The organism is Rhodospirillaceae bacterium, assembly GCA_028819475.1.
In the GTDB taxonomy this organism is placed as follows: domain Bacteria; phylum Pseudomonadota; class Alphaproteobacteria; order Bin65; family Bin65; genus Bin65.
Genome location: JAPPLJ010000025.1, coordinates 75,926 through 100,843, shown reverse-complemented (window position 1 = coordinate 100,843; position 24,918 = coordinate 75,926). Strand labels below are relative to the sequence as shown.

The following is a 24,918-nucleotide window of genomic DNA, read 5'->3' as shown; positions in this document are numbered from 1 at the left end:
GGCAAAGTTTCTTGATTCTTCGACGTTTCTGCAAACGGCGGGCGGCCGGAATGCAGCGGCAAAACTGCCCGCCTCAATCGCCCTCGCGCGCGCCACCCCTCCCGCGCTCCCGCCGCAGCAGGATATACACCGCGCCGCTGCCGCCGTGGTGGGGCTGGGCTTGGCAGTAGGCGAGGATCAGGCGGCGCAGGTCCGGGCTGTTGAGCCAGCCGGGCAGGGCCTGGCGCAGGGCGCCGACCGACCAGTCGTCCTTCAGCCCCTTGCCGGTGACGACCAGGACGCAGCGCCGCCCGGCCGCCCGGTGCGCCTGCAGGAAGCCGGCGAGCGCCGCGCGGCCGCTGTTTTGCGTGTGGCCGTGCAGGTCCAGCCTGGCGTCGATCGGCATCAGGCCGCGGCGGAAGCGGGTCGCGGTGCGCTTGTCGACGCCCGGCGCGTCGCCGTAGTCGAGGCCGGCGGGTCCGCGGGGCGTGCCGGCGGCGGGCGGGCGGCCCTGCGCGCCGATCTTCAGGCCGGAAATGTCGACGCGTTGGCGCGCCGCTCCCGAATCGCGCCCGGCATCGGCCGGCTCTGGGGCTGCCGCCTTCTCCGCCGCCGGACGGCGCGGGGCCGGCGGCGCGGGCGCCGCGACCTCGGGCAGGCGGCCTTTGCGCGCCAGCGGCTTCACCGACCGGGTGACGTTCTCCCACAGGCGGGCATCGTCGTCTTCGCGGCCCGGACCGGCGGGGTTTCCGGCGGGGCCGGCAGTGGCCTTGCGGCCCCGGCTATCCTTCCGGCCGCTCATCGACGATCACGATGTGGAGCCGGCGCGGGCCGTGGGCGCCGAGCTGGATGGTCTGCTCGATATCGGCGCTGCGCGACGGGCCGGTGACCAGGTTGACGGTGCGGGGCAGGGCGCCGCTGCCGTAGCGTTCGCGCAGCGCCGCCCACTGGGCCTCGTAGTCGCCGCTAATCCGGTCGGCCCACAGCACGACGACGTGGTTCTCGGGCAGGAAATTGAGGGTCGTCGGGCTGTCGTCGCCGGAGACCAGGACCAGGGTGCCGGTCTCCGCCACGCCGCCGAACGCCGCGGTGACGGAGACCGCATCCGGCTCCTCGGCCTTGCGCGCCTCCAGGGTCAGGGTCGGCTGCGTGTCCCACGGGATGTTGTCGAGGTCTGCATCGGGTGCCCGCACCAGGTTGGCCGGCAGGTTGTGCGCCTTGAGGAAATCCGCGACCGCGGCCGGCACATCGCCCGCCGTGGCGACCCGCGCCACTGTGGCGTCCGCCCCGGCGGCGTAGTTCTCGAACAGGTCGATGCGGCGGGCCCGGTCCAGCTGGCCGCGCTGCGGGATCAGGTTCTGCCGGTGGGCGGCCAGGCGCTCCGCCACGGCCTGGGCGCCGGCGCCGCCATCGGCAGCGCGGTTCAGCTTCTGCCGCAGATCGCCCAGAATCGCGTCGCGGCTGCTCACCGGCCCGCCCTCCGCCCACTGGCGTTTCGGCGTCGCCAGAGATCGTGGAAGGTGCCGCCCTGGGGCGCGGGCAGGTTACGGTGCCCCGTCCAGCCGCCGGCCAGCGGCAGGGATTTCAGGTGCCCGCGCCTGCGGCCGAGGAAGGCCATGCCGGCGATGGCGAAGCGCGCGCCGAAGCGGTAGAGCGCCGGCCGGCGCACCGCCCAGGCCCACAGGCCGAGGCCCCAGCGTACCGGCGCCGGATTGTGTTTCCCGCCGAATTCCTCTTCCCGCCAATGGCGCATCAGCTTCGGCAGCGGAATGCGCATCGGGCAAACTTCCTCGCAGCGGCCGCAGAAGCTCGACGCGTTGGGCAGCGTGCCGGCCTTGTCGATGCCCATGAGCGCCGGCGACAGCACCTTGCCGATCGGCCCGGGATAGACCGTGCCGTAGGCGTGGCCGCCGATGGCGCCATAGACCGGGCAGTGGTTGAGGCAGGCGCCGCAGCGGATGCAGCGGAAGACCTCCTGGAATTCGGTGCCGTAGAGGGCGCTGCGCCCGTTATCGAGCAGGATGACGTGATATTCCTCCGGCCCGTCCGGGTCGCCTCCGCGGCGCGGGCCGGTCGAGACGGTGGTGTAGACCGACATCTCCTGGCCGGTCGCCGAGCGGGCGAGCAGGCGCATCAGGGTCGTCGCGTCCTCCAGCGTCGGCACGACCTTTTCCAGGCTGGCGAGCACGATATGGACCCGGGGCAGGGTCTGGGTCAGGTCGCCGTTGCCCTCGTTGGTGACGATGATCGACGAGCCGGTCTCCGCGACCAGGAAATTGGCGCCTGTGATGCCGACATCGGCGGCGATGAAGCGCTCGCGCAGCTGGGTGCGGGCCTCGGCCAGCAGGTCCGGCCCCTCGACGAGCGGGCGGTCCGGCGGCAGGTCGGCGTGATGTTCGCGGAAGGCGTCGGCGATCTGGTCGCGGTTGACGTGGATCGCCGGAGCGATGATGTGGCTCGGCGTCTCGTGGCGCAGCTGGATGATGTATTCGCCGAGATCGGTCTCGACCGGCTCGATGCCGTTGGCCTCAAGGAACGGGTTGAGGTGCATTTCCTCGCCGATCATCGACTTGCCCTTGGTCACCGTGCGGGCATCGGCGCTGCTGCAGATATCGAGGACGATCTGCCGGGCTTCCCCGGCGTCGCGCGCCCAGTGGACATGGCCGCCGCCCTCGACGACCTTCTTCTCCCAGGCCTCCAGGTAGAGGTCGAGATGGGCGAGCGTGTGGTTCTTGATCGCCACGCCCTGGTCGCGCAGATCCTCGAATTCCGGCAGCTTCTCCGCCGCCTTGCGGCGCTTCTCGATGAAGCCGACGCGCATGTTGCCGAGGGCGCGCTGCAGCGGCGCGTCCTTCAGCGCCGCGGCGGCCTGTTCCTTGAACCGGGCGGGGGACAGCTCGGTCATCGCGCAGAATCCGGGCGTTCGACTTGCGCGATGGGCGGGGCCTCGACGCCGGCGAGCACCTCGGCGACGTGCCAGGCGCGGATCGCAGAGCCCTCGCGGCTCAGCTTGCCGGCGATGTTCATCAGGCAGCCCAGGTCGCCGGCGAGCACGGTGTCGGCGCCGGTCTGCGCGATGTCCGCCGTCTTGTCGGCGACCATGGCGTTGGAAATGTCCGGATACTTGACGCAGAAGGCGCCGCCGAAGCCGCAGCAGACCTCGGGCGTGTCCAACTCGCGCAGGGCGAGGCCTTCGACCGATTGCAGGAGGCGGCGCGGCTGGGCCTGCACCTTCATCTCGCGCAGGCTGGAGCAGGAATCGTGATAGGTGCAGACCGCCTCCAGCCGGCCCTCCACCGTTGTCATGCCGCGGACATCGACCAGAAAGGCGAGCAGTTCGTGGGTCTTCGCCGCAAGCGCCTCGGCGCGCGGCCGCCAGGCCGGATCGTCTGCGAACAGCTCCGGATAATGCTTCGCGATCATGCCGCCGCAGGAGCCGGACGGCGCGACGACGTAATCGTAGCCCTCGAAGGCGGCGATGACGCCCTTGGCAATGGCCTGCGCCGACTTGCGGTCGCCGCTGTTGTAGCCCGGCTGGCCGCAGCAGGCCTGGGCGGACGGAACCTCGACCCGGCAGCCCGACTGTTCGATCAGCTTTGCCGCAGCGAAGCCGACTGACGGCCGGAACAGGTCGACCAGACAGGTGACGAACAGGGCGACGGCGGGCGGTTCGGCAGAAGAGGCGGGCGGGGAGGCAGGCATGGCGGGCCCGGTTGCGGCGGCCCGAAGGATTTACGCCAAAGCGCCGCGTCGGCCAAGGGCGGCCACGGCGGCTATGGGTGGGCGGCGGCGCGGCTTCAGCCGCCGTCGGTCTCGACGAGTTGCCAGTTGGGATCGCGCGAGCGGGTATCGCGCGCGAAGGTCCAGATGTCGGTGATCTTTTCGACGACGGCCGGGTCGCCGTCCACCAGGTTGCCCTCGGCGTCCTTGACGGTGTTGGACTGTTCGGAAACGAAAGTCACGGTGACGCGGGCGTCCCGCCCCTGCATTTCGGCGGCCGTCAGTTCGGCCGAGTTGAGGGCGACGATCGTGGTTTCCAGCGTTTCGCCGGCCCGTTCGCGTTCGGCGATGGCGCCCTCGAAGCTGGCATACACGCCCGGCGCCAGCAGGGGTTCGAGCGCGTCGCGGTCGCCTCGGGCGAAGGCCTCGACGATCATGTCGAACGCCGCCTTGGCGCCCTCCAGAAACGCGCCGGGATCGAAATCGCGGTCCACGGCCTGGATATCGCGGATGCCGGCCGCGGCCGGCGACTCGGGATCGACATCGGCGGCTTCGCGGCCTTGCGGACCCGGCGCCGGCAGGACGGCGTCGCTGCCGTTGTCGGCGGCCGTGCTGCGCTCGGCTTCGGCAAAGACGTCCGGGGGCCGCTGTTCGTGGCCCTCGCGCCGGCCCAGTACGGAGCGCAGCTTGAAGAGCACGAAGGCCGCGACCGCCGCGAAAATCAGGGTCAGGATCAGATCGTTGTTCATCGGACCGGCGTTGCTATCCGGACATTGCCCACGGGCCCGGCTTGCGGCCGTTTGCCGTATGTCTTCGGTTATACACCTGAATCGCCGGGGTTGTGGCCCTGTTTCGCACTTTTTCGCCGCATTGGACCGGATCGGCCCGCACCGGAGCGCAGCCGAACTGGCGGCCGGCGGCGGCCTTTCCTACATAGGCAGGCAGGTTCCCGATAACAAGCGGCCCCGCCGGGCCGGGCCGCCGCGCCGGCGGCGTGTCCGGGACGGCCCGTGCGGAGCGATCGGAGCATCGCCATGGGCTGGATACTGCTCGCCCTGTTGATCGGCGTGCCGCTGATCGAAATCTACCTGTTCGTCGAACTTGGCGGGCTGATCGGCACCTGGCCGACGATCGGGCTGGTCGTGCTGACGGCGGTCGCCGGCTCGATCATGCTGCGCGCCCAGGGCCGGCGGGTTCTGGCGCGGGCGCAGGAGAAGATGCGGCGCGGCGAGCCGCCGGTCGCCGACCTGCTGGACGGAATCGGACTGCTGCTCGCCGGCGCCCTGCTCCTGACGCCGGGATTCCTGACCGACGGGGTCGGCTTCGCCCTGCTGGTGCCGGCGGCGCGCCGCTGGCTGGCGGCGCAGCTCTGGGCCTGGATGCAGGCGCGCGGCTCCGTGCATGTCGCGGGCTTCGGCCCCGGCCGTGACGGCGGCGGTGGCCGCGACACGGTGATCGACGGCGAGTTCGAAACCGTCGAGCCGGACCCCGACCCTCCGGAAACGCCCGGCGACGCGCCACGGATCGGCAGGCGGTAGCGCCGTCACGGCGCCGGCGGCGTTTCGTCCGGAAACCGGCGCGGGCCGGCGCCCGGCTCCGGCGCGGTTGCCGCGGCGCGGCGCATGCCGTACACCCCTAGCCCCGGCGCGGGCCGCGCGCCCGGCAGCAGGCCCGCACCCCTCTTTCAGGAGATTCCGCGATGGCGGCAGACGACAACGGATCCGGCATCGAGGCCGACGACACGCCGCCGCTGATCGTCAAGGCGCAGTATATCAAGGACCTGTCGTTCGAGATTCCCGGCGCCCCGGAAATTTTCCGCCGGCTGAATACCGAGCCGGAAATCGAGGTCGAGATCAACGTCCAGCCGGACGATCTCGGCGACGGCGAGTTCGAGGTCGTCCTGCTCGTCGAGGTTCGCGCCACCGTCGACGACGAAACCGCCTTCGTCGCCGAATTGAAATATGCCGGGCTGTTCGAGCTGAACAGCAGCATTCCCGAGGAATATATCGGCTCCATCCTGCTGGTCGAATGCCCGCGGATCCTGTTTCCCTTCGCGCGCAACATCATCGCGTCGGCAACCTCGGAGAGCGGCATGCCGCCGCTCATGCTGCAGCCGATCGATTTCAACGCCATCGTCCAGGCGCAGATGCTCCAGGGCGCCGGCACCGCCTGAGCGCATCCGCTTCTAACGGGGCCGCCTCCTCGATACGGCGCTGGCGCGCCTGCTCGGGATGAGGGGGTTGGGGAATTACTTCAAAATTGTTTCACAATAATGGGTTAGCACAAAGGATTGTGTTACCCCGGCCCCCGAGCCGGGGTCCAGAAGCGCACGACAAGCGGTGCGCCCGGAGACCGGGGCAGAGATGCCGCAGCTCTGCAATCGAACCCGCGCCGCGGGTCTTTGCCGTCGCCCGGCTCCGTATCTGTCGCTTTACCCCAGGCTCTGGGCCCCGGCTCGGGGGCCGGGGCGACAAGTATTGTGAGAAATGCGGGCTACTCGGCGAGCCAGATCGGGTTGTCGAGCTTCTCCAGGAACGCCCGGTGGGCGGCGCGTTCGGCCTCGCTCGGCGCGGCGCCGGGCAGATGGCGGCGCGGCTCCCGGCGGTGGCGCTCGGCGGTGTCGACCGTGCCCGGCCCGGCTGCATCGGCGGCCAGGTCGAAGCCCGGCTGGCGGCCGCCGACCAGCTCCAGATAGACCGCCGCCAGCAGATGCGAATCGATCAGCGCACCATGCTTATCGCGCACGGCGAGATCGATCTCGAAGCGCTGGCACAGGGCGTCGAGGCTGGCGCGGGCGCCGGGGAATTTCTGCCGGGCGATCAGCACGGTATCGATGGCGCGCGCCTCGTCGATCGGGTCGCGGCCGGCCCGCCTCAACTCGTCGTTGACGAATTTCAGGTCGAACGCCGCGTTGTGGATGACCAGCGGCGCGTCGCCGATGAAGTCCAGGAAGGTATCGGCAACGTCGGCAAACTTGTCCTTGCCGGCAAGGAAATCGTCGGACAGGCCGTGGATGGCGAAGGCATCCTCCGGCATCTCGCGTTCCGGGTCGAGATAGGCGTGGTATTCCCGGCCGGTTGGCAGGTGATGCTGCAGCTCGAGGGCGCCGATCTCCACGATCCGGTGGCCGGCGGCCGGGTCGAGGCCGGTGGTTTCGGTGTCGAGCACGATCTCACGCATGGTCCATTCCTGTCGGGCGGGGCGGGGCCATCTGCGGATTGGGCGGCCAGTGGCGGGCCGGCGCGTCGAGCGTGCGCCGCACCGCCCGGCGCAGGCTGTCGAGCATCGCCCGCCAGCCGCGATGGGACGGGATCACGAAGTCCGCCCGCGCGCATTTTTCCGCATCCGGCATCTGCCGCCCCAGAATAAGCGCGAGTTTTTCCGCTGTCATCTCCGGGCGCACCAGGACCCGGGCGCGCTGCACGAAAGCCGGGGCCGAGACGACGAGGACGGCATCGCAGCGCCGCTCGCCGCCGGTCTCGAACAGCAGCGGAATATCGAGCGCGATCGCGGGCGCGCGGCGCAGCGCCGCCGCCAGGAGGAAGCGTTCCTGCCGGCGCCGGACGATGGGGTGCACGATGCTTTCGAGCTGGGGCAGGACCGCCCGGTCGGCCGCGATCAGCGCGCTGAGCGCGTCGCGATCGATGGCGCCGTCGCGCACCGCCTCCGGCCAGGCCGCGCCGACCGGGCCGACCGCTGCGCCGCCGCGGGCATAGACCGCGTGGACCGCCGCGTCGGCATCGTAGACCGGCACGCCCAGGAACCGCAGATAACCGGCGGCCGCCGACTTGCCCATGCCGATCGAGCCGGTGAGCCCGACGATCCGCATCAGCCGCCCGCCGGGAGATCGCCGGCTAGGAGATCGCCCGCCAGGAGATCACTGGCCACGGCGCGGCGCAGATCGGCATCGACCGCCGGATCGACCCCGAACCAGGCGTGAAAGCCCGGCCGGCCCTGGTGCAGCAGCATGCCCAGCCCGTCGACCGTCCGGCAGCCGCGGCCCCGCGCGGCGGCGAGCAGCGGCGTTTCGAGCGGCGTATAGACGATGTCGGTGACGGCCGCGCCGTCGGGCAGGTCGTCGAGCGGCAGGTCGAGGGCTGGCTGGCCCGCCATGCCGAGCGAGGTCGCGTTGACCAGCAGGGCGGCCCCGGCGAGCGCGGCGGCGCGTTCGGCCCAGGCCACGGCCTCGACGCCCGACCCGGGCGCCCCGGCGAGTGCGTCAACGAGCGCTTCGGCGCGTTCGGCCGTGCGGTTGCTCACCCGGATCGGCCCGTAGCCGAGGGATTGCAGCGCCAGAACGACCGCCCGGGCCGCGCCGCCGGCGCCCAGGACGACGGCGCTTCCGGCGGCGCGTGCAAGGCCGCCGTCCTTGAGGTTCTCGGCGAAGCCGAAAGTGTCGGTGTTCCGGCCCTCGATTGCGCCGGCCGGCCCGAAGATCAGCGTGTTGACGGCGCCGAGGCGGCGGGCCGTCTCGTCCGCCCGGTCGCTCAGCGCAAACGCCGCCTCCTTGTGCGGCAGCGTCACGTTGAGGCCGGCGAGGCCGGCCGCGGCAAGGCCCCGGACGGCGCGCTCGAAATCGCCCGGCGCGATGGCGAAGGGCGCATAGAGGCCGTCGATGCCATGGCGTTTCAGCCAGTGGCCGTGGAGCCGGGGCGAGCGCGAATGCGCGACGGGCCAGCCGGCGACCCCGGCGACGACCGCCTTTCCGCTGGGCAGGTCCGTCATGCCTCCAGAACTCCGTGGCCGCGCAGAAAATCGAGCAGCGGGAGCAGCGGCAGGCCGAGGATGGTGAAGAAATCGCCCTCGACCGACGCGAACAGGTGCGCGCCGAGGCCTTCGAGCCGGTAGGCGCCGACCGAGTCCAAGGCATCGTCGCCGGTGCAATCGAGATATGCGGCGATGAACCCGTCGGTCAGCGGCCGGACGACGAGGCTCGCCCGGTCGTCGCAGCCCCAGATTCGCTGTCCGTCCCTGAGCAGCACCGCCGCGGAGACAAGCCGGTGGCGCCGGCCCGACAGCAGCCGCAGATGGTCCGCGGCGGTGGGACGGTCCGCCGGCTTGTCCAAGATCGCGCCGTCGAATTCGAGCACCTGGTCGGCGCCCAGAATGAGCGCGCCGGGCCGGTCTGCGGCGATGCGCTGCGACACCTCGGCGGCCTTGGTTTCGGCGAGGGTGTCGGCGACCTCGCGGGGCAGCGCGCCCGCCGCCGCCAAGCGCCGCTTGACCGCCGCCTCGTCGACGGCAGCCGGCAGGATTTCGAAGGCCAGGCCGGCATTTTCCATCATGCGCGCCCGGGTCCGGCTCGCCGAAGCCAGGATCAGCGCCGGCGCGCCCGGCCGGGTCAGGGCCGGCGCCTCACCCACCGCCGCCCCCCGGTGCGCCCCCCGGTGCGCCTGAACCGGGCCGGCCCAGGCTGAGCAGGTCGGCGTCGGCGCCTTCCTCGAGGCGGCGGGCCCGGTCGCGCACCAGGCGCAGGATAGCCGCCGCCGTTTCCTCGATCGACCGGCGGGTGACGTCGATGACCGGCCAGCCGTAGCGCCCGAACAGCCGGCGCGCGTCGGCGACCTCCTTCCTGACCGCATCGATATCCGTGTAGTCGGTTTCGGTATCGCCGAGCGACTGGCGCATGCGCGAGCGCCGGAGATCGACCAGCCGGCGCGGATCCTCGGTCAGGCCGACGACCAGGGGCCGGGTCAGGCCGAAGAGGATTTCGGGCAACGGCTGATCCGGCACGATCGGCACGTTGGCCGCCTTGACGCCGCGGTTCGCCAGGTAGATCGAGGTCGGCGTCTTCGACGTGCGCGAGACGCCGACCAGCACGACATCGGCCTCTTCGAGGTTGCCGGTATGCTGGCCGTCGTCATGCTGCATGACATAGGTGATGGCGTCGATGCGCTGGAAATACTCGTCGTCGAGCTCATGCTGCCGGCCCGGCATGTCGCCGCTCTTTTCGCCGAAGTAAGCGGCCATCATCTCGATGAAGGGGTCGATCACCGAGACGCAGGTCAGCGACCGGCGCTTGCAATAGTCTTCGAGGGTTTCGGCGAGCGTCCGGTCGAGCAGGGTATAGAGCACCAGGCCGGGCTCCTCCTCCAACTCCTCGATGACGATCTCCAGGGCCCGCGGGCTGCGCACCATCGGCCAGAGATGCTCGACGACCTCGACCTGCTCGAACTGGACCGCGCAGGCCCGGCCGATAGTCTGGACCGTCTCGCCGGTCGAATCGGAGATCAGATAGAGGTGGTGACGGCTCATGGTCGGATTGGGCGAGACAAGCCTGTGGAAAAGCGGCGCCGGACTGCGGCGCAACCGGGCCTGTTATACGCGCGGGCGCCGCCGGGCTGCGACTGCAAAATTCTGTCCCGGCACACCGCGGTCACCACCACCGGGATTTCCGGCTGGGGACCGATAATCCCGGCGTGGATTTCCTGCCCGGCGCATCTTCTTTTCCCGGCTCCGGCGCCCCCGCCGCACCGGGAGTATGCCCAGCCGGCCGCTCGCCTTTCCCGGCGCTTTCAGGCTGTTGACCGGTTGTCCCTGCTTTCCACAGGATCGGCGCGCGGCGGCAGCGCTTCCGGGCGGGATATCCAGTTGCCTGTGATCAACCAGTAATCCCCGCGACTCCCCTTCCCAACAAAAACAACTACAACCTTTCTATATAAAGGGATTCATAATGAACTTGGCCGCCGGGTAACGGACCGCCCGGCGGTGTTACGGCTCCCGACCGGAATTCCGACAGACCGACCCGATGACCGATCAGTCGATGATGCGTGTACTGGCCGGCGAACCGGCGGCGGCGGCGCCGGTCTGGCTCATGCGCCAGGCCGGGCGTTACCTGCCGGAATATCGGCGCTTGCGGCAATCCGCGGAGTCCTTCCTCGACCTGTGCTACACGCCGGACCTGGCGGTCGAGATTACCCTGCAGCCCGTCCGGCGCTTCGATTTCGATGCGGCGATCCTGTTTTCCGACATTCTGGTCGTGCCGGACGGCATGGGAATGACCGTCGGCTTCGAGGACGGGCACGGTCCGATCCTCGTCCCGGTGCGGAATGCCGGCGATCTGGCGGCGCTCGATCCGGACCGGGCGGTTGCGCATTGTGCGCCGGTCTACGAGGCGGTGTCGGCGATCCGCGCGGCGCTGGCGCCGGAAAAGACCCTGATCGGGTTCGCCGGCGGCCCGTGGACGGTGGCGACCTACGCCGTGGAAGGCGGCAGCAGTCGGAGTTTTGAGACGGTCAAGGCCTGGATGTGGCGCGATCCCGAGGGGTTCGGGCGGCTGATCGACATGCTGATGGACGCAACCGTCGAGCACCTGTCGCGCCAGATCGACGCCGGCGCGGACTGCGTGCAGATCTTCGAGAGCTGGGCCGGCGTTCTGGCCGAGCCGGAGTTCCGGCGCTACGTCGTCGGCCCGACCCGGCGGATCGTCGAGGCCTTGCGCGCCCGGCACCCGGCGGCGCCCGTGATCGGCTTTCCGCGCGGCGCCGGCAGCCTGATCGGGGATTACGTCGCCGCGACCGGCGTCACGGCCATCAGCCTCGATACCGGCGTCCCGCTCGCCCAGGCGCGGGCGATCCAGAAATCCGTTCCGGTCCAGGGCAATCTCGATCCGCTGTTGCTGGCGGCCGGCGGCGTGGCGCTCGAAGAAAGGATCGGGGAGATCGTGTCCGGCCTGGCCGGCGGTCTGCATATCTTCAATCTCGGCCACGGCATCGTGCCGCAGACGCCGCCGGATCACGTCGCGGAACTGGTAGCGGCCGTGCGGGGCGCGGCGTGAGCGATACTGCCGTCATCCTGTTCAATCTCGGCGGCCCGACCGCGCCGGACACCGTAAAGCCGTTCCTGTTCAACCTGTTCAACGACCGGGCGATCGTCGGCGCGCCGCAGCCGGTGCGCTGGCTGCTGGCGAAGCTGATCGCGGGCCGCCGCGCGCCGGTCGCGCAGGACATCTACGTCCATCTCGGCGGCAAATCGCCGATCCACGAAGAAACCGACGCCCAGGCTGCGGCGCTGGAAACGGCGCTGGCGGACCGGTTCGGCGCGGCGGAGCCACCGTCGGTCCATGTCGCGATGCGCTATTGGGGCCGCCGAGCGGAGGCGGTGGCGCGCGATCTGGCGCAGCGGGGCGTCCGGCGCACGGTCCTGCTGCCGCTCTATCCCCAATTCTCGACGACGACATCGGCCTCGTCGGTGCGGGAATGGAATGGCGCGGCCGCTTCGGCCGGACTCGGCCCGGCGGTCGGCGGCATCTGCTGTTACCCGGTCAACGCCGGCTTCATCGCGGCGATGGCGGACAGGATCTCGGAAACCCTGACCGGCCATGACGGAGACCAGCCGCGCATCCTGTTTTCGGCCCACGGGTTGCCGGAGAGGGTGATCGCGGCCGGCGATCCCTACCGCTGGCAGGTCGAGCGGACGGCTGCCGCGATTGCCGAAGCGCTTGGTGATGCCGCCGCCGACAGCACCGTCTGCTACCAGAGCCGGGTCGGGCCGCTGAAATGGATCGGGCCGTCGACCGAAGATGAAATCCGCCGTGCGGGCGCTGAGAGCAAGCCCGTGCTGGTTGCGCCGATCGCCTTCGTCTCGGAACATTCCGAAACCCTGGTCGAGCTCGACATCGAATACCGCAAGGTGGCGGAAGACGCCGGGGTGCCGGCCTATCTCCGGGCACCGGCGGTCGGCACCCACCCTGCTTTCATTGGCGGTCTTGCCGACATGGTGCAAACCATCCTGGCGCGCGGCGGCCTCGAAGCGGAGAGCGGCGGCCGGCTGTGCCCCGCGGACCGGACGGGCTGCCAGCTCGCGGCCGGCGGCGCATAGGCGCAGAGACGATGGACTGGATCCCCTGGGTCAAGGCGCTGCACGTCCTTTCGGTGATCGCCTGGATGGCGGCGCTGCTCTATCTGCCGCGGCTGTTCGTCTATCACGCCGACGCCGCGCCGGGTTCTGACAAGTCCGAGACCTTCAAGGTCATGGAGCGCCGGCTGCTGCGCGGGATCGCCAACCCGTCGATGGTCGTCGTCTGGGCCACCGGTATTGCGCTCTATGTCGCCAGCGAATTCTGGACCCAAGGCTGGATGCACGCGAAATGGCTCGGCGTGATCGCGCTGACCCTGCTGCACCACGCCTGCGCCCGCTGGCGCAGGGATTTCGAGCGGGACGAGAACGCCCGGTCCGCCCGCTTCTACCGGGTCTGGAACGAGGTGCCGGCGCTGTTCGCGATCCTCATCGTCGTGCTGGTGATCGTCAAACCCTTTTGACCCGGCTCCGGAGGCGACTCCGGACAGGGGTCTGGCCCCGTTTGGCGGCGCGGCATTCGCGCCACCTTACTTTCTCGCCGTGCGTTGCTATATTCGGAATCCCTCCTTCCAAGGAAGCGGTACGGCGCCCGAGACGGCGCCCCCGGAACACCGGCCGCCTTCTTTCGGCGCGAGCGCTGCGGCGCCGCCGGCGTATCTCCCCACCCAGCCGTTCCGCGCAGGAAAACCGCTTCCCTCTTTCGTCTCCGCGCCGCCGGCGCGCCGGCCAGCGTCGTTGCCCCTTTTCGTTTTTCTGGTGATTTGCCCATGACTTCCGTCGATCTACAGGATCTGAAAGCCAAAACCCCCGGCGCCCTGCTCGCCTATGCCGAGGAGCTGGAAATCGAGGCGGCGAGCGCCCTGCGCAAGCAGGAGCTGATGTTCGCCATCCTCAAGGAGCTGTCGGCTCAGGACACGCCGATCATCGGCCAGGGCACCCTGGAGGTGCTGCCGGACGGGTTCGGCTTCCTGCGCTCGGTCGAGGCCAACTATCTGGCCGGCCCGGACGACATCTACGTCTCGCCCGGCCAGGTGCGGAAATTCTCGCTGCGCTCGGGCGATACCGTCCAGGGGCCGATCCGCGGCCCGAAGGACGGCGAGCGCTATTTCGCGCTGCTCCAGGTCGACCAGACCAACTTCGAGGAGCCGGAGAAGGTCCGCCACCGGATCAATTTCGACAATCTGACGCCGCTCTATCCCGACCAGCGGCTGACCATGGAGCCGCGGGACCCGACGGGCAAGGACCTGACCAGCCGGGTGATCGACATCGTCACGCCGATCGGCAAGGGCCAGCGCGCGCTCATCGTCGCGCCGCCGCGCACCGGCAAGACGATGATGCTGCAGAACATCGCCCACGCCATCTCGTCGAACCATCCGGAGGTCTATCTGCTGGTCCTGCTGATCGACGAGCGGCCGGAGGAAGTCACTGACATGCAGCGCACGGTGAACGGCGAGGTCATCAGTTCGACCTTCGACGAGCCGGCGAGCCGCCATGTCCAGGTCGCCGAAATGGTGATCGAGAAGGCCAAGCGCCTGGTCGAGCACAAGCACGACGTCGTCATCCTGCTCGATTCGATCACGCGGCTGGCGCGCGCCTACAACACGGTGGTGCCGTCCTCCGGCAAGGTGCTGACCGGCGGCGTCGACGCCAACGCCCTGCAGCGGCCCAAGCGCTTCTTCGGCGCGGCGCGCAACATCGAGGAGGGCGGCTCGCTCTCGATCATCGCGACGGCGCTGATCGACACCGGCAGCCGCATGGACGAGGTGATCTTCGAGGAGTTCAAGGGCACCGGCAACAGCGAGATCAACCTCGACCGCAAACTGTCCGACAAGCGGGTCTGGCCGGCCATCGACATCGGCAAGTCCGGCACCCGCAAGGAGGAGCTTCTGGCCGACCAGGCGACGCTCGCCAAGATGTGGGTGCTGCGGCGCATCCTGCTGCCGATGGGCGTCACCGATGCCATGGAGTTCCTGATCGGCAAGCTCAAGGACACCAAGACCAACGACGAATTCTACGACAGCATGAATACGTGAGGGGGGACGGGCCTCGACATTCATCGGGGCCGGCGCGTCACAAACCGCGCCGCCGCAGCGGCAAAATACTAGATGCCACCCCGGCCGACCGCAGGGAGAGCCGGGGACCAGGGCCGTCCCGACGGGCCTGTGCCTGTGGCCCTGGACCCCGGATCTCCGCTCCGCTCCGTCCGGGGCGGCACAATGGGATTGCGCCTTTATCCGTCTTGGTCGCCTCTAGACCGCATACACCGCGCTCCCCGTCGCGTTCCCCCCTCTGGGTCGGCGGCGGCCGGTCGGCCCCGCCCCCCGCCCCCCCGTCAGGATTGCGGGTCGGAGACGAGGAGGTAGCCGCGGTTCTCGACCGTGTCGAAGGTGCGCATGGCGGCGATCAGGTCGGCGGCGCGCACCCAGACCCAGGGCGCGCGGTTCGGGTTGACATCCATGATGAGGAAGGAGTCGGTGCGCGCGTCGTAGGCCCCGAGCGGCGAGATATGCCCGCCGCCAGGCTGGCCGAGCGCCTTGCGGGTGTAGTTGACCAGCACATAGTCGTCCCGCCGCGCCAGGTTCGCGGCGATCTCGCGCCGGACGGTCTCGGCATCGGCGCCATCGTCCACGACCCGCACGACCGCCTTGAGGCCGTGGACGCGCAGGGCCTGCGCCAGCTGGTGCAGCTGCAGGCCGAAATCCGGGCGCAGCCGGCCGCCGATCTCGATCGGCTTGCCGAGCACCTCGACCCGGCGCTTCGTGCGGTCGTTGAGCACGTTGCCCGGCGTGTATTTGCCGAAGAACGGGCTGAAGCCCTTGGGCAGCCAGGCGCGTTCGCTTTCGGCGATCGACGCCGTGTCCCGGGGAAGATTCTGCTTGCGCCGCAGCCGGAGCGCATTGAGCACGGTCGCCGCCGAGGCCGGGCCGCAGAAAATCTTGTTGTCCTGGCTGACGAAGTTGTTGCTGAGCGGGAAGAAGTCGGCCTTGTGGCGGGACCGGGAGAGCCGCTCCGCGCTTTCCCCGGAGCTCCACTCGACGAGGGGTACGGCGCGCGTCTCGGCACCCGCGCCGGGCGCGGCGAGCAGGCCCGCGATCAGCAGGGCGGCGAAGCGTTTTCCGAATGCGGTCATTGAGATCTCCTTTGCCGCCCTGATACGGCCGCCCGGCCGGCGCCGCAGTCCGGGGCGCCGCTATACCGTATACACCGTGCTCCCGGTCGTGCGGCGGCCTTCGAGGTCGGCGTGGGCCTGGCTGGCGTCTTTCAGCGGGTAGGTCTGGTTGACCTCGATCGTCACCGCGCCGCTCAGCACGACGTCGAACAGGTTGCCGGCCATCTCCTCCAGCCGCGCGCGGACCGAGGCGTGGGTGAACAGGGTCGGCCGGGTGACGTAGACCGAGCCCTTCGGGCCGAGAATCGCCGGGTTGAACGGCTCGACCGGCCCGGAGGCGTTGCCGAAGGTCGCCAGGGTGCCGAACGGCGCGAGGCAGTCGAGCGAGCCCATGAAGGTGTCCTTGCCGACCGAATCGTAGACGTAGGGCACGCCCTTGCCGCCGGTGATCTCCTTGACCCGTTCGACGAAATCCTCGGTCCGGTAGTTGATCGTGTGGGCCGCGCCGTGGGCCTTCGCCAGTTCCGCCTTCTCGTCGCTGCCGACCGTGCCGATCACCTCGACGCCGAGATGGTTCAGCCACTGGCAGGCGATCAGGCCGACGCCGCCGGCCGCGGCGTGGAACAGCACGGTCTGGCCGGCCTGGACCGGGCAGGTGTGCATGATGAGATATTCCACCGTCATGCCCTGGAGCATCATCGCCGCGGCGGTCCGGTCGTCGATGCCGTCGGGCATCTTCACCAGGTGGGAGACCGGGATGATGCGGGATTCGGCGTAGGCGCCCGGCGGGCTGGTGCCGTAGCAGACCCGGTCGCCCTCGGCGAAGCCGGCGACCCCCGGCCCGACCGCCTCGACGGTGCCGGCGCCCTCGAAGCCCGGCGTGAAGGGCAGGCCCGCCGCCGGGTAGAGGCCGGAGCGGAAATAGACGTCGATATAGTTGAGGCCGACGGCGGTGTGCCGGATGCGCACCTCGCCTTCGCCGGGATCGCCGACCTCGACGGCCTCCCATTGCAGGACTTCGGGTCCGCCGGTTTCGTGCACGACGATGGCATGGGTCATGGAATTCGTCCTCGAAGTTCGGTGATGGGCGCGCCTGCCGCGAAGCGCCGGCCCTGCGGCCGGCGGTCCCGGGCCGGTTAGCGCAGGTGGGCGTTGAAGAAGGCGGCCGAGCGGTCGTTGGCGGCCTGCGCCGCGCCGGCGTCGTAATGCTCGCCGCCGGACCGGGCGAAAGCGTGGTCCATGCCGGCATAGTCGTGGATCGTCACCTTGCCGTGGCCGTCCAGCGCGGCGTGGATCTGCGCCTGCTCCTCCTTCGGGCAGAAGCCGTCCTCTTCGGCGATATGCAGCATGGCCGGCTTTGCGATGTTGTCCGCCTCGTCGAGATTGTTGCCGATGCTGACGCCGTAATAGCCGACGCTGGCGTCGGCATCCGTGCGGGTCGCGCACAGATAGGCGAGCTTGCCGCCGAGGCAGAAGCCGACCGCGCCGACCTTGCCGCTGCACGCGGCGTCGCCGCGGATCGCGTCGATCGTCGCCTGGATATCCTCGACGCCCTTGGCCTCGTCGAAGCCCTGGTAAAGCTCGAAGCCCCGCGCCCAGCCCTCTTCGGTCTGATCGGTCAGCTGGAGGCCCGGCTCCTGGCGCCAGAAAATGTCCGGGCAGACCGCGATGAAGCCCTGGCCGGCCCACCAGTCGCAGATATCGCGCATCACCCGGTTGACGCCGAAAATCTCCTGGATGACGACGATGGCCGGGCCGGACCCTCCGGCGGGATCGGCGCGATAGGCCATGAATTGCCCGTCCGGGGCGTTGATCGTGATGTCCGGCATGGTTTCCTCCCTGAATTGCCGGGCCGCGGCCCCCGCAAGGCGGCGCGCGCGGCCGTGTTGTCTGAACCGCGAAAAAGCGTGCGGACGATGTCCTAGAAAACCGGCGCGGCTATTGCAAGCCGAGGCTGGGTTCGGCGTCCCCCATTTCCGCATCGGGCGGCGCGTCGAACAGGGTCCGCGGGCCGTGGGCGGACCAGCCTTCGAGCTCCAGCAGCCAGGTCTTGGTGTCGGTCCCGCCGTCGCCGGAATAGCCGCCGAGGCCGCCCGAGGCGACGACCCGGTGGCACGGGATGATGATCGGGATCGGATTGCGGCCGCACGCCCCGCCGACCGCGCGCGGCGCGTTGCGCAGCCAGCGGGCGATTTCGCCGTAGGTCCTTGTCTCGCCATAGGGGATCGCCTGCATCTGCCGCCAGACCGCGCGCTGGAAGGCGGTGCCGTGGGGCGCCAGCGGCAGGTCGAACTGGCGCAACTGGCAGAAAAAATAGGCGTTCAGCTGGTGAACGGCCCGGTTGAGCAGCGGCGTATCGTCCCTATGCGAATCGGGGTGCAGATCGGGCTGCTCCTCGGGCGCGCCGATCGGGCCGGGCTGCGCCGCCGGCCCCCAGTCGAGATGGGTGATGTGGCCATGGGCCTCGCGGAGGCGCAGGAGGCCCAGCGGGCTGCGATAGGTCGTTTCGGCCATCGGAATCCGTTTCGTTCGCCCCTGCGCGGCCAAACGGTCGGTCAGCCGGACGGTCAGGCGGCTGGCGCCGCCGTCAGGCCGGGCTGCGCTGCGTCAGCCGCTCCGCCAGCGCCGCCGGGTCGGCGATCGGCAGGCTGCACGTCATGCCCTGGCAGACATAGGCCGCCGGCCGGCCTTCGGCGAGGCCCTTGCCCTGCGCCGGATGGCCGTCCGGCAGCCTGTCCTGCGGATCGATCCGGCGGAAGACCCGCGCCGGCGCCGCAGCCTGCCAGGCCGCCCGGACCAGCGCTTGCGTGTCCGGATCGTCCGCCGGGCCGACCACCACGGTCTGCAGCGCGGTTTCCAGCAGTCGCGCGCCGCTGGCAAGCAGCGGGGCCGCCAGCGCGTTGCGGTTGAGTTCGCCCGAAAAGGCCCGCACCAGCGCGTCGGCGCGCTCGAGCAGCGCCGTATCGCCGGCGAGCAGGCCGAGGCGGGCGAGATTGTGCACCATCAGCCCGTTGGACGACGGCGTTGCGTTGTCGTGCACGGACTTGGCGCGCACGATGAGGCCCGGCACGTCGTCGGCCGCCAGGAAATAGCCCCCGCCGGCAGAATCGAGGAAATGCCGGTCGATCGTGTCGGTCCAGCGCCGGGCCTGCGCCAGGTAGCGCTCTTCGCCGGTCGCCTCGAACAGGGTGAGCGCGGCGCGGATCAGGCTGGCATAGTCCTCGGCGGTCGCGGGATGGGCCGCCCGTCCGGCACGCCAACTGTGGATCAGCCGGTCGCCACCCGAGTCCTTATCGAGGGTCATCTCGTCCAGCACGAAATCGAAGGCGCCCGCCGCCAGTTCGATCCAGGCCGGCCGGTCCATGATCGCCCCGGCCAGCGCCAGGGCGTGGATCATGTAGCCGTTCCAGTCGGCCAGCACCTTGTCGTCCAGGCCGGGCCGCGGCCGCCCCGCGCGCGCGTCGAGCAGCACGGCCCGGCAGCGCTCGAGCATCGCCTCGTGCCCGGCGTCGCCCAGCATCGGCCGCTGGGAGCGGTTGAGGATGACCTTGCCTTCCCAGTTGCCGTCCGCGGACACGTCGTAGGCCTCGCAGAAGGCCTCGGCGTCGCCGCCCAGCAGCTCCTCGATCCCGGCGCGCGACCAGACGTAGAACTTGCCCTCCTCGCCCTCGCTGTCGGCGTCGAGCGCGCTGGCGAAGGCCCGGCCCTCGATAAGCATTTCCCGGGTCAGCCAGGCCACGGTCTCGTCGGCGCGGATGCGGTAGAGGTCGGCGCCGGTCTCGGCCCAGGCGTGGGCGAGGAGTTCGAGAATCTGCGCATTGTCGTAGAGCATCTTCTCGAAATGCGGCGCGAGCCAGAACATGTCGGTGGAATAGCGCGCATAGCCGCCGCCGAGATGGTCGTAGATGCCGCCCTGGGACATGCGGTCGAGCAGCAGCAGCACGGCATTGCGGTATTGCGGGTTGCCGGTCTCGGCGTACGCGCGCCAGATCAGGTCGAACAGGGCGCATTGCGGGAACTTCGGCGCGCCGGCGAGGCCGCCATGGGTGTTGTCCATCCGGCTGAGCAGGAAATCGGCGACCTGGAGGAATGTCTGGCGCGCGATCGCGCCGCCGGGCTGGTTGACGCCGAGGCCGGCGAGCGCGGATGTCAGCGTGTCAGCGTTGGCGCGCACCTTGTCGCCCTCGTCGCGATAGATCGCCGCGATGCGGTCGAGCACCCGCGGAAAGCCGGGCCGGCCCCAGCGGTCCTCGGGCGGGAAATAGGTGCCGCCCCAGAAGGGCTCCCGCTCCGCGGTCAGGAACATGGTGAGCGGCCAGCCGCCCTGTTCGCCGAGCAGGGCCAGGGCGTGCTGGTAGATCTGGTCGACGTCCGGCCGCTCCTCCCGGTCGACCTTGATGTTGACGAAGTCGCGGTTCATTGCCGCAGCGATGCCGTCGTCCTCGAAGCTCTCATGGGCCATGACGTGGCACCAGTGGCAGGCCGAATAGCCGATCGAGAGCAGCACCGGCTTGCCGTCGCGCTTCGCCGCCGCAAAGGCCGCGTCGGACCAGGGCTGCCAGTGCACCGGATTGTCCCTGTGCTGCAGCAGATAGGGGCTGGTCTCGTCGCCGAGGGCGTTGGTGGCGGCAGGGTCGGGTGCGGTCATGGCGGCGGTCGGCAGCGAAAGCGGGCGCGGGATGCGTCCGGCCTATATGGTGTAGCGGAACGGCCGCCGGCAATGTTGGGGGGCGACAGACTGCGGGAATGCGGGATGGCAGCGCTGTATCTTCGAATAACGCAAAATTGTCGCCCCGGACGGAGCGCAGCGACGATCCGGGGACCAGAGCCGCCCGGCACGGACGCACGGGGCGGCCCTGGGCCCCGGATCAAGTCCGGGGCGGCATCGTTGTTTTTTGGCACCGCCGCTCAACCATGACTCCGCGGGACACCATCGTCGCCCTGTCGTCGGGGGCGGGGAAGGCCGGGATCGCGGTGATCCGGGCGTCGGGGCCGGGCGCGGCGGCCTGTATCCGGCATCTCGCCGGCGCCGACGTGCCGCCGCGCCGGGCGGCATTGCGCGTACTGCGCGACGGCGCGGCGGGCGAAACCGTCGACAGCGGGCTCGTGCTCTGGCTACCCGGTCCGGGCTCGGTCACCGGCGAGGATGTCGCGGAATTCCAGGTCCACGGCAGCCCGGCGGTCGTCGGCAGGCTGCTGTCGGTCCTGTGCGCCCTCGACGGCGTCCGCCCCGCCGAGCCCGGCGAATTCACCCGCCGCGCCTTCGAGAACGGCCGGATGGACCTGTCGGAGGCCGAGGGGCTGGCCGACCTGATCGACGCCGAGACCGAGGCCCAGCGCGTCCAGGCCCAGCGCCAGATGGACGGCGCGTTCGCGGAGCGCTGCGCCGACTGGGGCGCGCAGCTGCGCCGCAGCCTGGCCTGGCTCGAGGCGGCGATCGACTTTCCCGACGAGGCGCTGCCGAACGACCTGGCGGCGCAGGTCCGGCCCGCGGTCGAAGCGGTCGCCGCCGGGCTGGCCGGCTGGCTCGCCGCGCCGGACCGCGGCCGCATGGTGCGCGAGGGCTACCGGGTCGCCATCGTCGGCGCGCCCAATGTCGGCAAGTCGTCACTGCTCAACCGGCTCGCGCAGCGCGACGTCGCCATCGTCGCCGAAACCGCGGGCACGACGCGCGACGTGATCGAGGTGCGGGCCGATCTCGCCGGCTACGCCGTCATCTTCGCCGATACGGCCGGGCTGCGGGACGACGAAACCGCCGGGGATATCGAACGGGAGGGCATGGCCCGCGCCCGGTTCCAGGCCGGCAATGCCGATCTGGTGCTCCACGTCGTCGACGCCTCGGCGCCCGCCGCCGGGCCGTCGGCGGATGTCGGGGCGGGTCCGGACCGGGTGCTGACCGTTGCCAACAAGACCGATCTCGCGCCCGCGCCGCCGGATGTGCCGCTCGGCGTCAGCGCCCGCACCGGCGACGGCATCGGCCGGCTGCTGGCGGCGATCGAAGACCGGGTGACGGCGGCGATGGGCGCGGCCGAACACCCGGCGCTGACCCGGCTGCGCCATCGGCAATGCCTGGAGGACGCGTCAGCCGCGCTGGAGCGCGCGCTCGCCGCCACCGGGGCGGAACTCACCGCCGAAGACCTGCGCCTTGCGCTGCGCGCCATGGACCGGCTGATCGGCCGCACCGACGTCGAGGACCTGCTCGACCTGATCTTCCGGGATTTCTGCATCGGGAAATAGGCACGCGGGGGCCGCGGCGCGGTCAGCAGGGCTTGGTTTTGGATGTCTTCTTCCCATGGCTGTACCGGGTAACCAGACAAAAACTGCCCTCGCGGCTGACCACTTGGCCGTGATACACGCCATTCGCATAATCGATTTCCCAGACTACCTTGTCCCAGGCCTTACTCCCGCGGGTGCGCTCGACCCACCGGCCGTGCTTCTTGCCGCGCATGAGATTGCCTGTGCCTTCATTGGAGTAGCGGGGATTCTTCCGGACTAGCGTACCCCGCCCGGCGGCGACGCCGCCTTCACAGGCGCCCGACCAGGTGAACGGTACGGATGGAACGTTGAAGCGGTTGTATATGTAGCAGCGACGCCTGTTGGCGAGCTCCTGCCAGCACTTCGCGCCCTTGCCCATTCCCGCGCATTTCGGCGACAGGCCCGCCACCGCGCCGCGGTCCTGCTGCGCCGGCTCCCGGGCGCCCGTCCCGCCCTCCGGCTCGCGGCGCTCCGGCTCGTCGCCCTCTTCGACGACGGTCGCCGTCACCGTGCAGGCGAAGCCGGTGAAGTCCGCGATCCGCACGGAGCCGGCACCCTGGCACTTGTACGCCTCGCTGCGGAAATGGTCCGCGCAGATCCCGGCCTGCCGCCGGAAGAGCGGCAGGCAGCCCGGATATTTCCGGTCCTCCGTGTTGCTCACGAAGCTCGTGTTCTGGCTGCACAGGTAAATTTTGCGCTGGACCGCCTGCCGGCAGGCCTCGCGGTTCTCGGCAACGTCGGTGTAGTAGACGCCGTCGATATCGCCGAATTTCGGCTTCAACTCCTTGGCGGAGGCCATCCCCGGAACCAGCAGAGCCGCAGACAGCGCGGCGCAGATTCGCAGCATCTTCATCTTCCGTGTCAATCGATCGGCGCATTCCCGCTGCGGCAACCGTAGCGGTATCGGCGCGCGTCGTGCAACGGCGCCGTCGAACGGCGAACGCCGCAGGCGTGCACGGCCCACCAGCCGCCCTCTATTGCTTCCCCGGACGGAGCGGAGCGACGATCCGGGGACCAGAGTCGCAGGCCGAAGGCTTTCGGGTCGGCTCTGGTCCCCGGATCGCCCCTCCGGGGCGTCCGGGGCGGCAAGGATGAAGGTGCACGCAGGATTGTGCCGCCCACCGGGCGGCGTTTCGCAGAGGATTCCTCAAGGGGCGGGGCTTCAGCGCACTTTGTTACCTGATCAAAGAAATTATACTTGACAATATAGGAAACAGTGCGTACTTACCGATATAGAACAAACAGCGAAAATCAGAGGATTATCATGACGCATCCCTATCCAGTGCCTGAGATTGATCCGGTGGAGGAGCGCTATCCCGTCCTGTCGAGCCGGCAGGAGGCCTTCTGCCGGCATTTCGTGGCGACCGGCAACGCCGCCGATGCCGCGCGCCGGTCCGGCTATGCCCCGGCCTCGGCGCGGCAGACCGGCCACGCGCTGCTGCAGCGGCCCCATATCGTCGCGCGGGTGCGCCAGATCCGCATGCTCTGGCGCGAGGCGGAGCGGGCGGAGGCGCGGATCCTGCTGGCGCGCCTCGAACAGGCCTGGGATGCGGCCGCCGCCCGGGGTTCGGCCTGGCTCATGTATCTGGTCATCCGGAAGCAGGAGGCGCTTTCGGGCCTGGGCGGCGGGGGCGAGGCCAACCGGGGCGCGCTGTGGCCGGTGCCCTGCGAGGACGAGTTCGGCGAACTGGGCACGCCGGATGCCGACCTCGACGCCACCGCGGGGATCGGCCTGCCGGACGGGCCGCTGGCCGGCGCGGTGCGCCTGGGGCGGGACCGGGCGGAGCGCGAGCGTGCGCGCCGCCGGATCGCCGCCGGCCTGCCGGTGCCGGAGCTCAGTGCCGACGCCGGACCCGAAGCGGAAGCCGACCGGATTCTTGAGAACGCCATCGAAGACCGCCGGGCGCTCGGGCGCGCGCTCGTAACCGCGCCGAGGCCGACCGTGTTGCAGGCCGTGGCGGACGCCGCGCCGGAAGCCGGGCCGGTGGCCGACGATCCGCCGGAAGACCGCTACGCGCGCGGCGGGCTCCCGGTGCCGCGGACCGGCCCGGACCTCCAGCCGGGCGACGATGCGCAAGTCGACCTGTCCGAGAGCTTCTGGATGCAGGATATGCGTGCCGGCGACCGGCCGACAGACCCGTGGAGCGAGGCGGAACTGGCAATCGACGAGGAAATCAAGGCGCGTTACGCCGAATCGCCGCCCGCCGAATCGCCGGCCGGCTCCGCGGACGAACCGGCGGACGAACCGGCCGGGGGCGATCCGGCGCCGGAAGAGGCGGCGCAGGCCCCGGCGGACGACGCGATGCACGATCCGGAAGACGAACCGCCGGCCGCACCCGAGGACGACTGGTTCGCCGCCGCCCAGGCCGAGATCGGGGCAATGGACCGCGCGCCCGGCCGCGATGCCGGCCTTGCGCCGGCCGGCCCCGCGGGCGAGCCGGCGGCTCCTGCCGGACCGTGAGCTTTCCCGTCCCGTCACCGCCGTTTTCCCAACCGCCCGTCCCTTCGACCGTCATCGCGACCGGGCGCAATCCCCACGCCGTCATTCCGACCGAGCGAAGCGAGTGGAGGAATCTCGGCTCGATCCCGACAACAGGATCCAGGATATCGCGCCGAGATGCCTCCGCTTCACCGCCCTGTGGGCGGCTCCGGTCGGAATGACGGGTTGGGGCGAAGCGGACGGCTGATCGCGGCCGATCATGACAAAACAGGACATTGCAGCGCATCCCCCAAGGGCGCCGCTCGAACCCCTTTCCCTTGCGGGAGGGGCACATTGAGGCCCGGAATTTGGCAGAAAACGGAGCAACATGACGGATCATGACATTTCCTGACACATTCCGGACTCACCGCCACTCCCCTGTGCCGCCCCGGACGGAGCGCAGCGACGATCCGGGGCCCAGGGCCCGCAGGCTGATGCCGTTCGGGTCGTCACTTGGGCCCGGATCGGGTCCGGGGCGGCAAGAAGAGCGGAAATGCCGGACATGACGAATCGCGACGCTTGCCGAAAACCGCCCCGCCGGCGCCGCGGCCTTGCTGCCCCATTCGCGTGGCCGTCT

General features: G+C 70.2%; 24 protein-coding genes. 8 read left to right on the top strand and 16 right to left on the bottom strand.

Annotated features, from left to right (window positions below):
• Nucleotides 1-73: 73 nt before the first annotated feature.
• The 5 genes from OXM58_06570 to OXM58_06550 form a co-directional block, all read right to left on the bottom strand.
• Nucleotides 74-781 (bottom strand): Smr/MutS family protein, encoded by a 708-nt coding sequence (locus tag OXM58_06570; GenBank protein ID MDE0148019.1) that lies wholly within the window; start codon nt 779-781, stop codon nt 74-76.
• On the bottom strand, nt 762-1,448 hold the full coding sequence (locus tag OXM58_06565; protein ID MDE0148018.1) for an LUD domain-containing protein: 687 nt from the start codon (nt 1,446-1,448) through the stop codon (nt 762-764). The genes OXM58_06570 and OXM58_06565 overlap by 20 nt, the downstream gene beginning before the upstream one ends.
• Complete coding sequence (locus OXM58_06560; GenBank protein MDE0148017.1) at nt 1,445-2,884, bottom strand: LutB/LldF family L-lactate oxidation iron-sulfur protein; 1,440 nt, start codon at nt 2,882-2,884, stop codon at nt 1,445-1,447. The genes OXM58_06565 and OXM58_06560 overlap by 4 nt, the downstream gene beginning before the upstream one ends.
• Nucleotides 2,881-3,681: a (Fe-S)-binding protein gene (locus OXM58_06555; GenBank protein MDE0148016.1), complete on the bottom strand. Its 801-nt coding sequence runs from the start codon at nt 3,679-3,681 to the stop codon at nt 2,881-2,883. Before OXM58_06555 ends, OXM58_06560 begins: the two co-directional genes overlap by 4 nt.
• 95 nt (nt 3,682-3,776) lie before the next feature.
• Nucleotides 3,777-4,448 carry a Tim44/TimA family putative adaptor protein gene (locus OXM58_06550; protein MDE0148015.1) on the bottom strand — a complete coding sequence of 224 codons (672 nt, stop codon included), beginning with the start codon at nt 4,446-4,448 and terminating at the stop codon, nt 3,777-3,779.
• Nucleotides 4,449-4,733: 285 nt separating this feature from the next.
• Here OXM58_06550 and OXM58_06545 point away from each other — a divergent pair, with 285 nt between their 5' ends.
• Complete coding sequence (locus OXM58_06545) at nt 4,734-5,237, top strand: FxsA family protein (GenBank protein MDE0148014.1); 504 nt, start codon at nt 4,734-4,736, stop codon at nt 5,235-5,237.
• Nucleotides 5,238-5,398: 161 nt separating this feature from the next.
• The gene (gene secB / locus OXM58_06540; GenBank protein MDE0148013.1) at nt 5,399-5,872 is read left to right on the top strand and encodes a protein-export chaperone SecB; all 474 of its coding nucleotides are present in this window, start codon (nt 5,399-5,401) and stop codon (nt 5,870-5,872) included.
• 320 nt (nt 5,873-6,192) lie between these two features.
• On the opposite strand, the gene dnaQ is transcribed toward secB, so the two are convergent.
• The 5 genes from dnaQ to OXM58_06515 are packed head-to-tail and all read right to left on the bottom strand — an operon-like array spanning nt 6,193 to nt 9,954.
• Complete coding sequence (dnaQ, locus tag OXM58_06535; GenBank protein ID MDE0148012.1) at nt 6,193-6,879, bottom strand: DNA polymerase III subunit epsilon; 687 nt, start codon at nt 6,877-6,879, stop codon at nt 6,193-6,195.
• The gene (gene coaE, locus OXM58_06530; GenBank protein ID MDE0148011.1) at nt 6,872-7,528 is read right to left on the bottom strand and encodes a dephospho-CoA kinase; all 657 of its coding nucleotides are present in this window, start codon (nt 7,526-7,528) and stop codon (nt 6,872-6,874) included. The genes dnaQ and coaE overlap by 8 nt, the downstream gene beginning before the upstream one ends.
• Nucleotides 7,528-8,415, bottom strand: coding sequence for a shikimate dehydrogenase (locus tag OXM58_06525; protein MDE0148010.1), 888 nt, complete (start codon nt 8,413-8,415; stop codon nt 7,528-7,530). Before OXM58_06525 ends, coaE begins: the two co-directional genes overlap by 1 nt.
• A 5-nt stretch (nt 8,416-8,420) precedes the next feature.
• A complete protein-coding gene (locus OXM58_06520) occupies nt 8,421-9,062 on the bottom strand; it encodes a Maf family protein (protein MDE0148009.1) in 642 nt (213 codons plus the stop codon).
• The gene (locus OXM58_06515) at nt 9,055-9,954 is read right to left on the bottom strand and encodes a kinase/pyrophosphorylase (GenBank protein MDE0148008.1); all 900 of its coding nucleotides are present in this window, start codon (nt 9,952-9,954) and stop codon (nt 9,055-9,057) included. The genes OXM58_06520 and OXM58_06515 overlap by 8 nt, the downstream gene beginning before the upstream one ends.
• Before the next feature lie 493 nt (nt 9,955-10,447).
• Between OXM58_06515 and hemE the strand changes: the two genes are divergently transcribed.
• The 4 genes from hemE (at nt 10,448) to rho (ending at nt 14,531) form a co-directional block, all read left to right on the top strand.
• Nucleotides 10,448-11,476: a uroporphyrinogen decarboxylase gene (hemE, locus tag OXM58_06510; GenBank protein MDE0148007.1), complete on the top strand. Its 1,029-nt coding sequence runs from the start codon at nt 10,448-10,450 to the stop codon at nt 11,474-11,476.
• Nucleotides 11,473-12,519: a ferrochelatase gene (gene hemH, locus OXM58_06505; GenBank protein ID MDE0148006.1), complete on the top strand. Its 1,047-nt coding sequence runs from the start codon at nt 11,473-11,475 to the stop codon at nt 12,517-12,519. Before hemE ends, hemH begins: the two co-directional genes overlap by 4 nt.
• 11 nt (nt 12,520-12,530) lie before the next feature.
• A complete protein-coding gene (gene hemJ, locus OXM58_06500; GenBank protein MDE0148005.1) occupies nt 12,531-12,959 on the top strand; it encodes a protoporphyrinogen oxidase HemJ in 429 nt (142 codons plus the stop codon).
• 306 nt (nt 12,960-13,265) lie between these two features.
• Nucleotides 13,266-14,531 carry a transcription termination factor Rho gene (rho, locus tag OXM58_06495; protein ID MDE0148004.1) on the top strand — a complete coding sequence of 422 codons (1,266 nt, stop codon included), beginning with the start codon at nt 13,266-13,268 and terminating at the stop codon, nt 14,529-14,531.
• A gap of 299 nt (nt 14,532-14,830) precedes the next feature.
• Here rho and OXM58_06490 read toward each other — a convergent pair whose 3' ends face one another.
• The 5 genes from OXM58_06490 to OXM58_06470 form a co-directional block, all read right to left on the bottom strand.
• Nucleotides 14,831-15,628 (bottom strand): hypothetical protein, encoded by a 798-nt coding sequence (locus OXM58_06490; protein ID MDE0148003.1) that lies wholly within the window; start codon nt 15,626-15,628, stop codon nt 14,831-14,833.
• A gap of 60 nt (nt 15,629-15,688) precedes the next feature.
• The gene (locus OXM58_06485; protein ID MDE0148002.1) at nt 15,689-16,666 is read right to left on the bottom strand and encodes a quinone oxidoreductase; all 978 of its coding nucleotides are present in this window, start codon (nt 16,664-16,666) and stop codon (nt 15,689-15,691) included.
• A gap of 77 nt (nt 16,667-16,743) precedes the next feature.
• Nucleotides 16,744-17,436, bottom strand: a complete 693-nt coding sequence (locus OXM58_06480) for a dienelactone hydrolase family protein (GenBank protein ID MDE0148001.1) — start codon at nt 17,434-17,436, stop codon at nt 16,744-16,746.
• A gap of 109 nt (nt 17,437-17,545) precedes the next feature.
• The gene (locus tag OXM58_06475; protein MDE0148000.1) at nt 17,546-18,121 is read right to left on the bottom strand and encodes a methylated-DNA--[protein]-cysteine S-methyltransferase; all 576 of its coding nucleotides are present in this window, start codon (nt 18,119-18,121) and stop codon (nt 17,546-17,548) included.
• A gap of 73 nt (nt 18,122-18,194) precedes the next feature.
• A complete protein-coding gene (locus OXM58_06470) occupies nt 18,195-20,255 on the bottom strand; it encodes a thioredoxin domain-containing protein (GenBank protein MDE0147999.1) in 2,061 nt (686 codons plus the stop codon).
• 266 nt (nt 20,256-20,521) lie between these two features.
• Here OXM58_06470 and mnmE point away from each other — a divergent pair, with 266 nt between their 5' ends.
• Entirely contained in the window at nt 20,522-21,844 is a 1,323-nt protein-coding gene (gene mnmE / locus OXM58_06465) for a tRNA uridine-5-carboxymethylaminomethyl(34) synthesis GTPase MnmE (GenBank protein MDE0147998.1), read from the top strand.
• Nucleotides 21,845-21,866: 22 nt separating this feature from the next.
• Here the strand turns inward: mnmE and OXM58_06460 are convergent, their stop codons facing one another.
• Entirely contained in the window at nt 21,867-22,709 is an 843-nt protein-coding gene (locus OXM58_06460) for a hypothetical protein (GenBank protein MDE0147997.1), read from the bottom strand.
• Nucleotides 22,710-23,126: 417 nt separating this feature from the next.
• Between OXM58_06460 and OXM58_06455 the strand changes: the two genes are divergently transcribed.
• Nucleotides 23,127-24,323 carry a terminase small subunit gene (locus tag OXM58_06455; protein MDE0147996.1) on the top strand — a complete coding sequence of 399 codons (1,197 nt, stop codon included), beginning with the start codon at nt 23,127-23,129 and terminating at the stop codon, nt 24,321-24,323.
• Nucleotides 24,324-24,918: the final 595 nt, after the last annotated feature.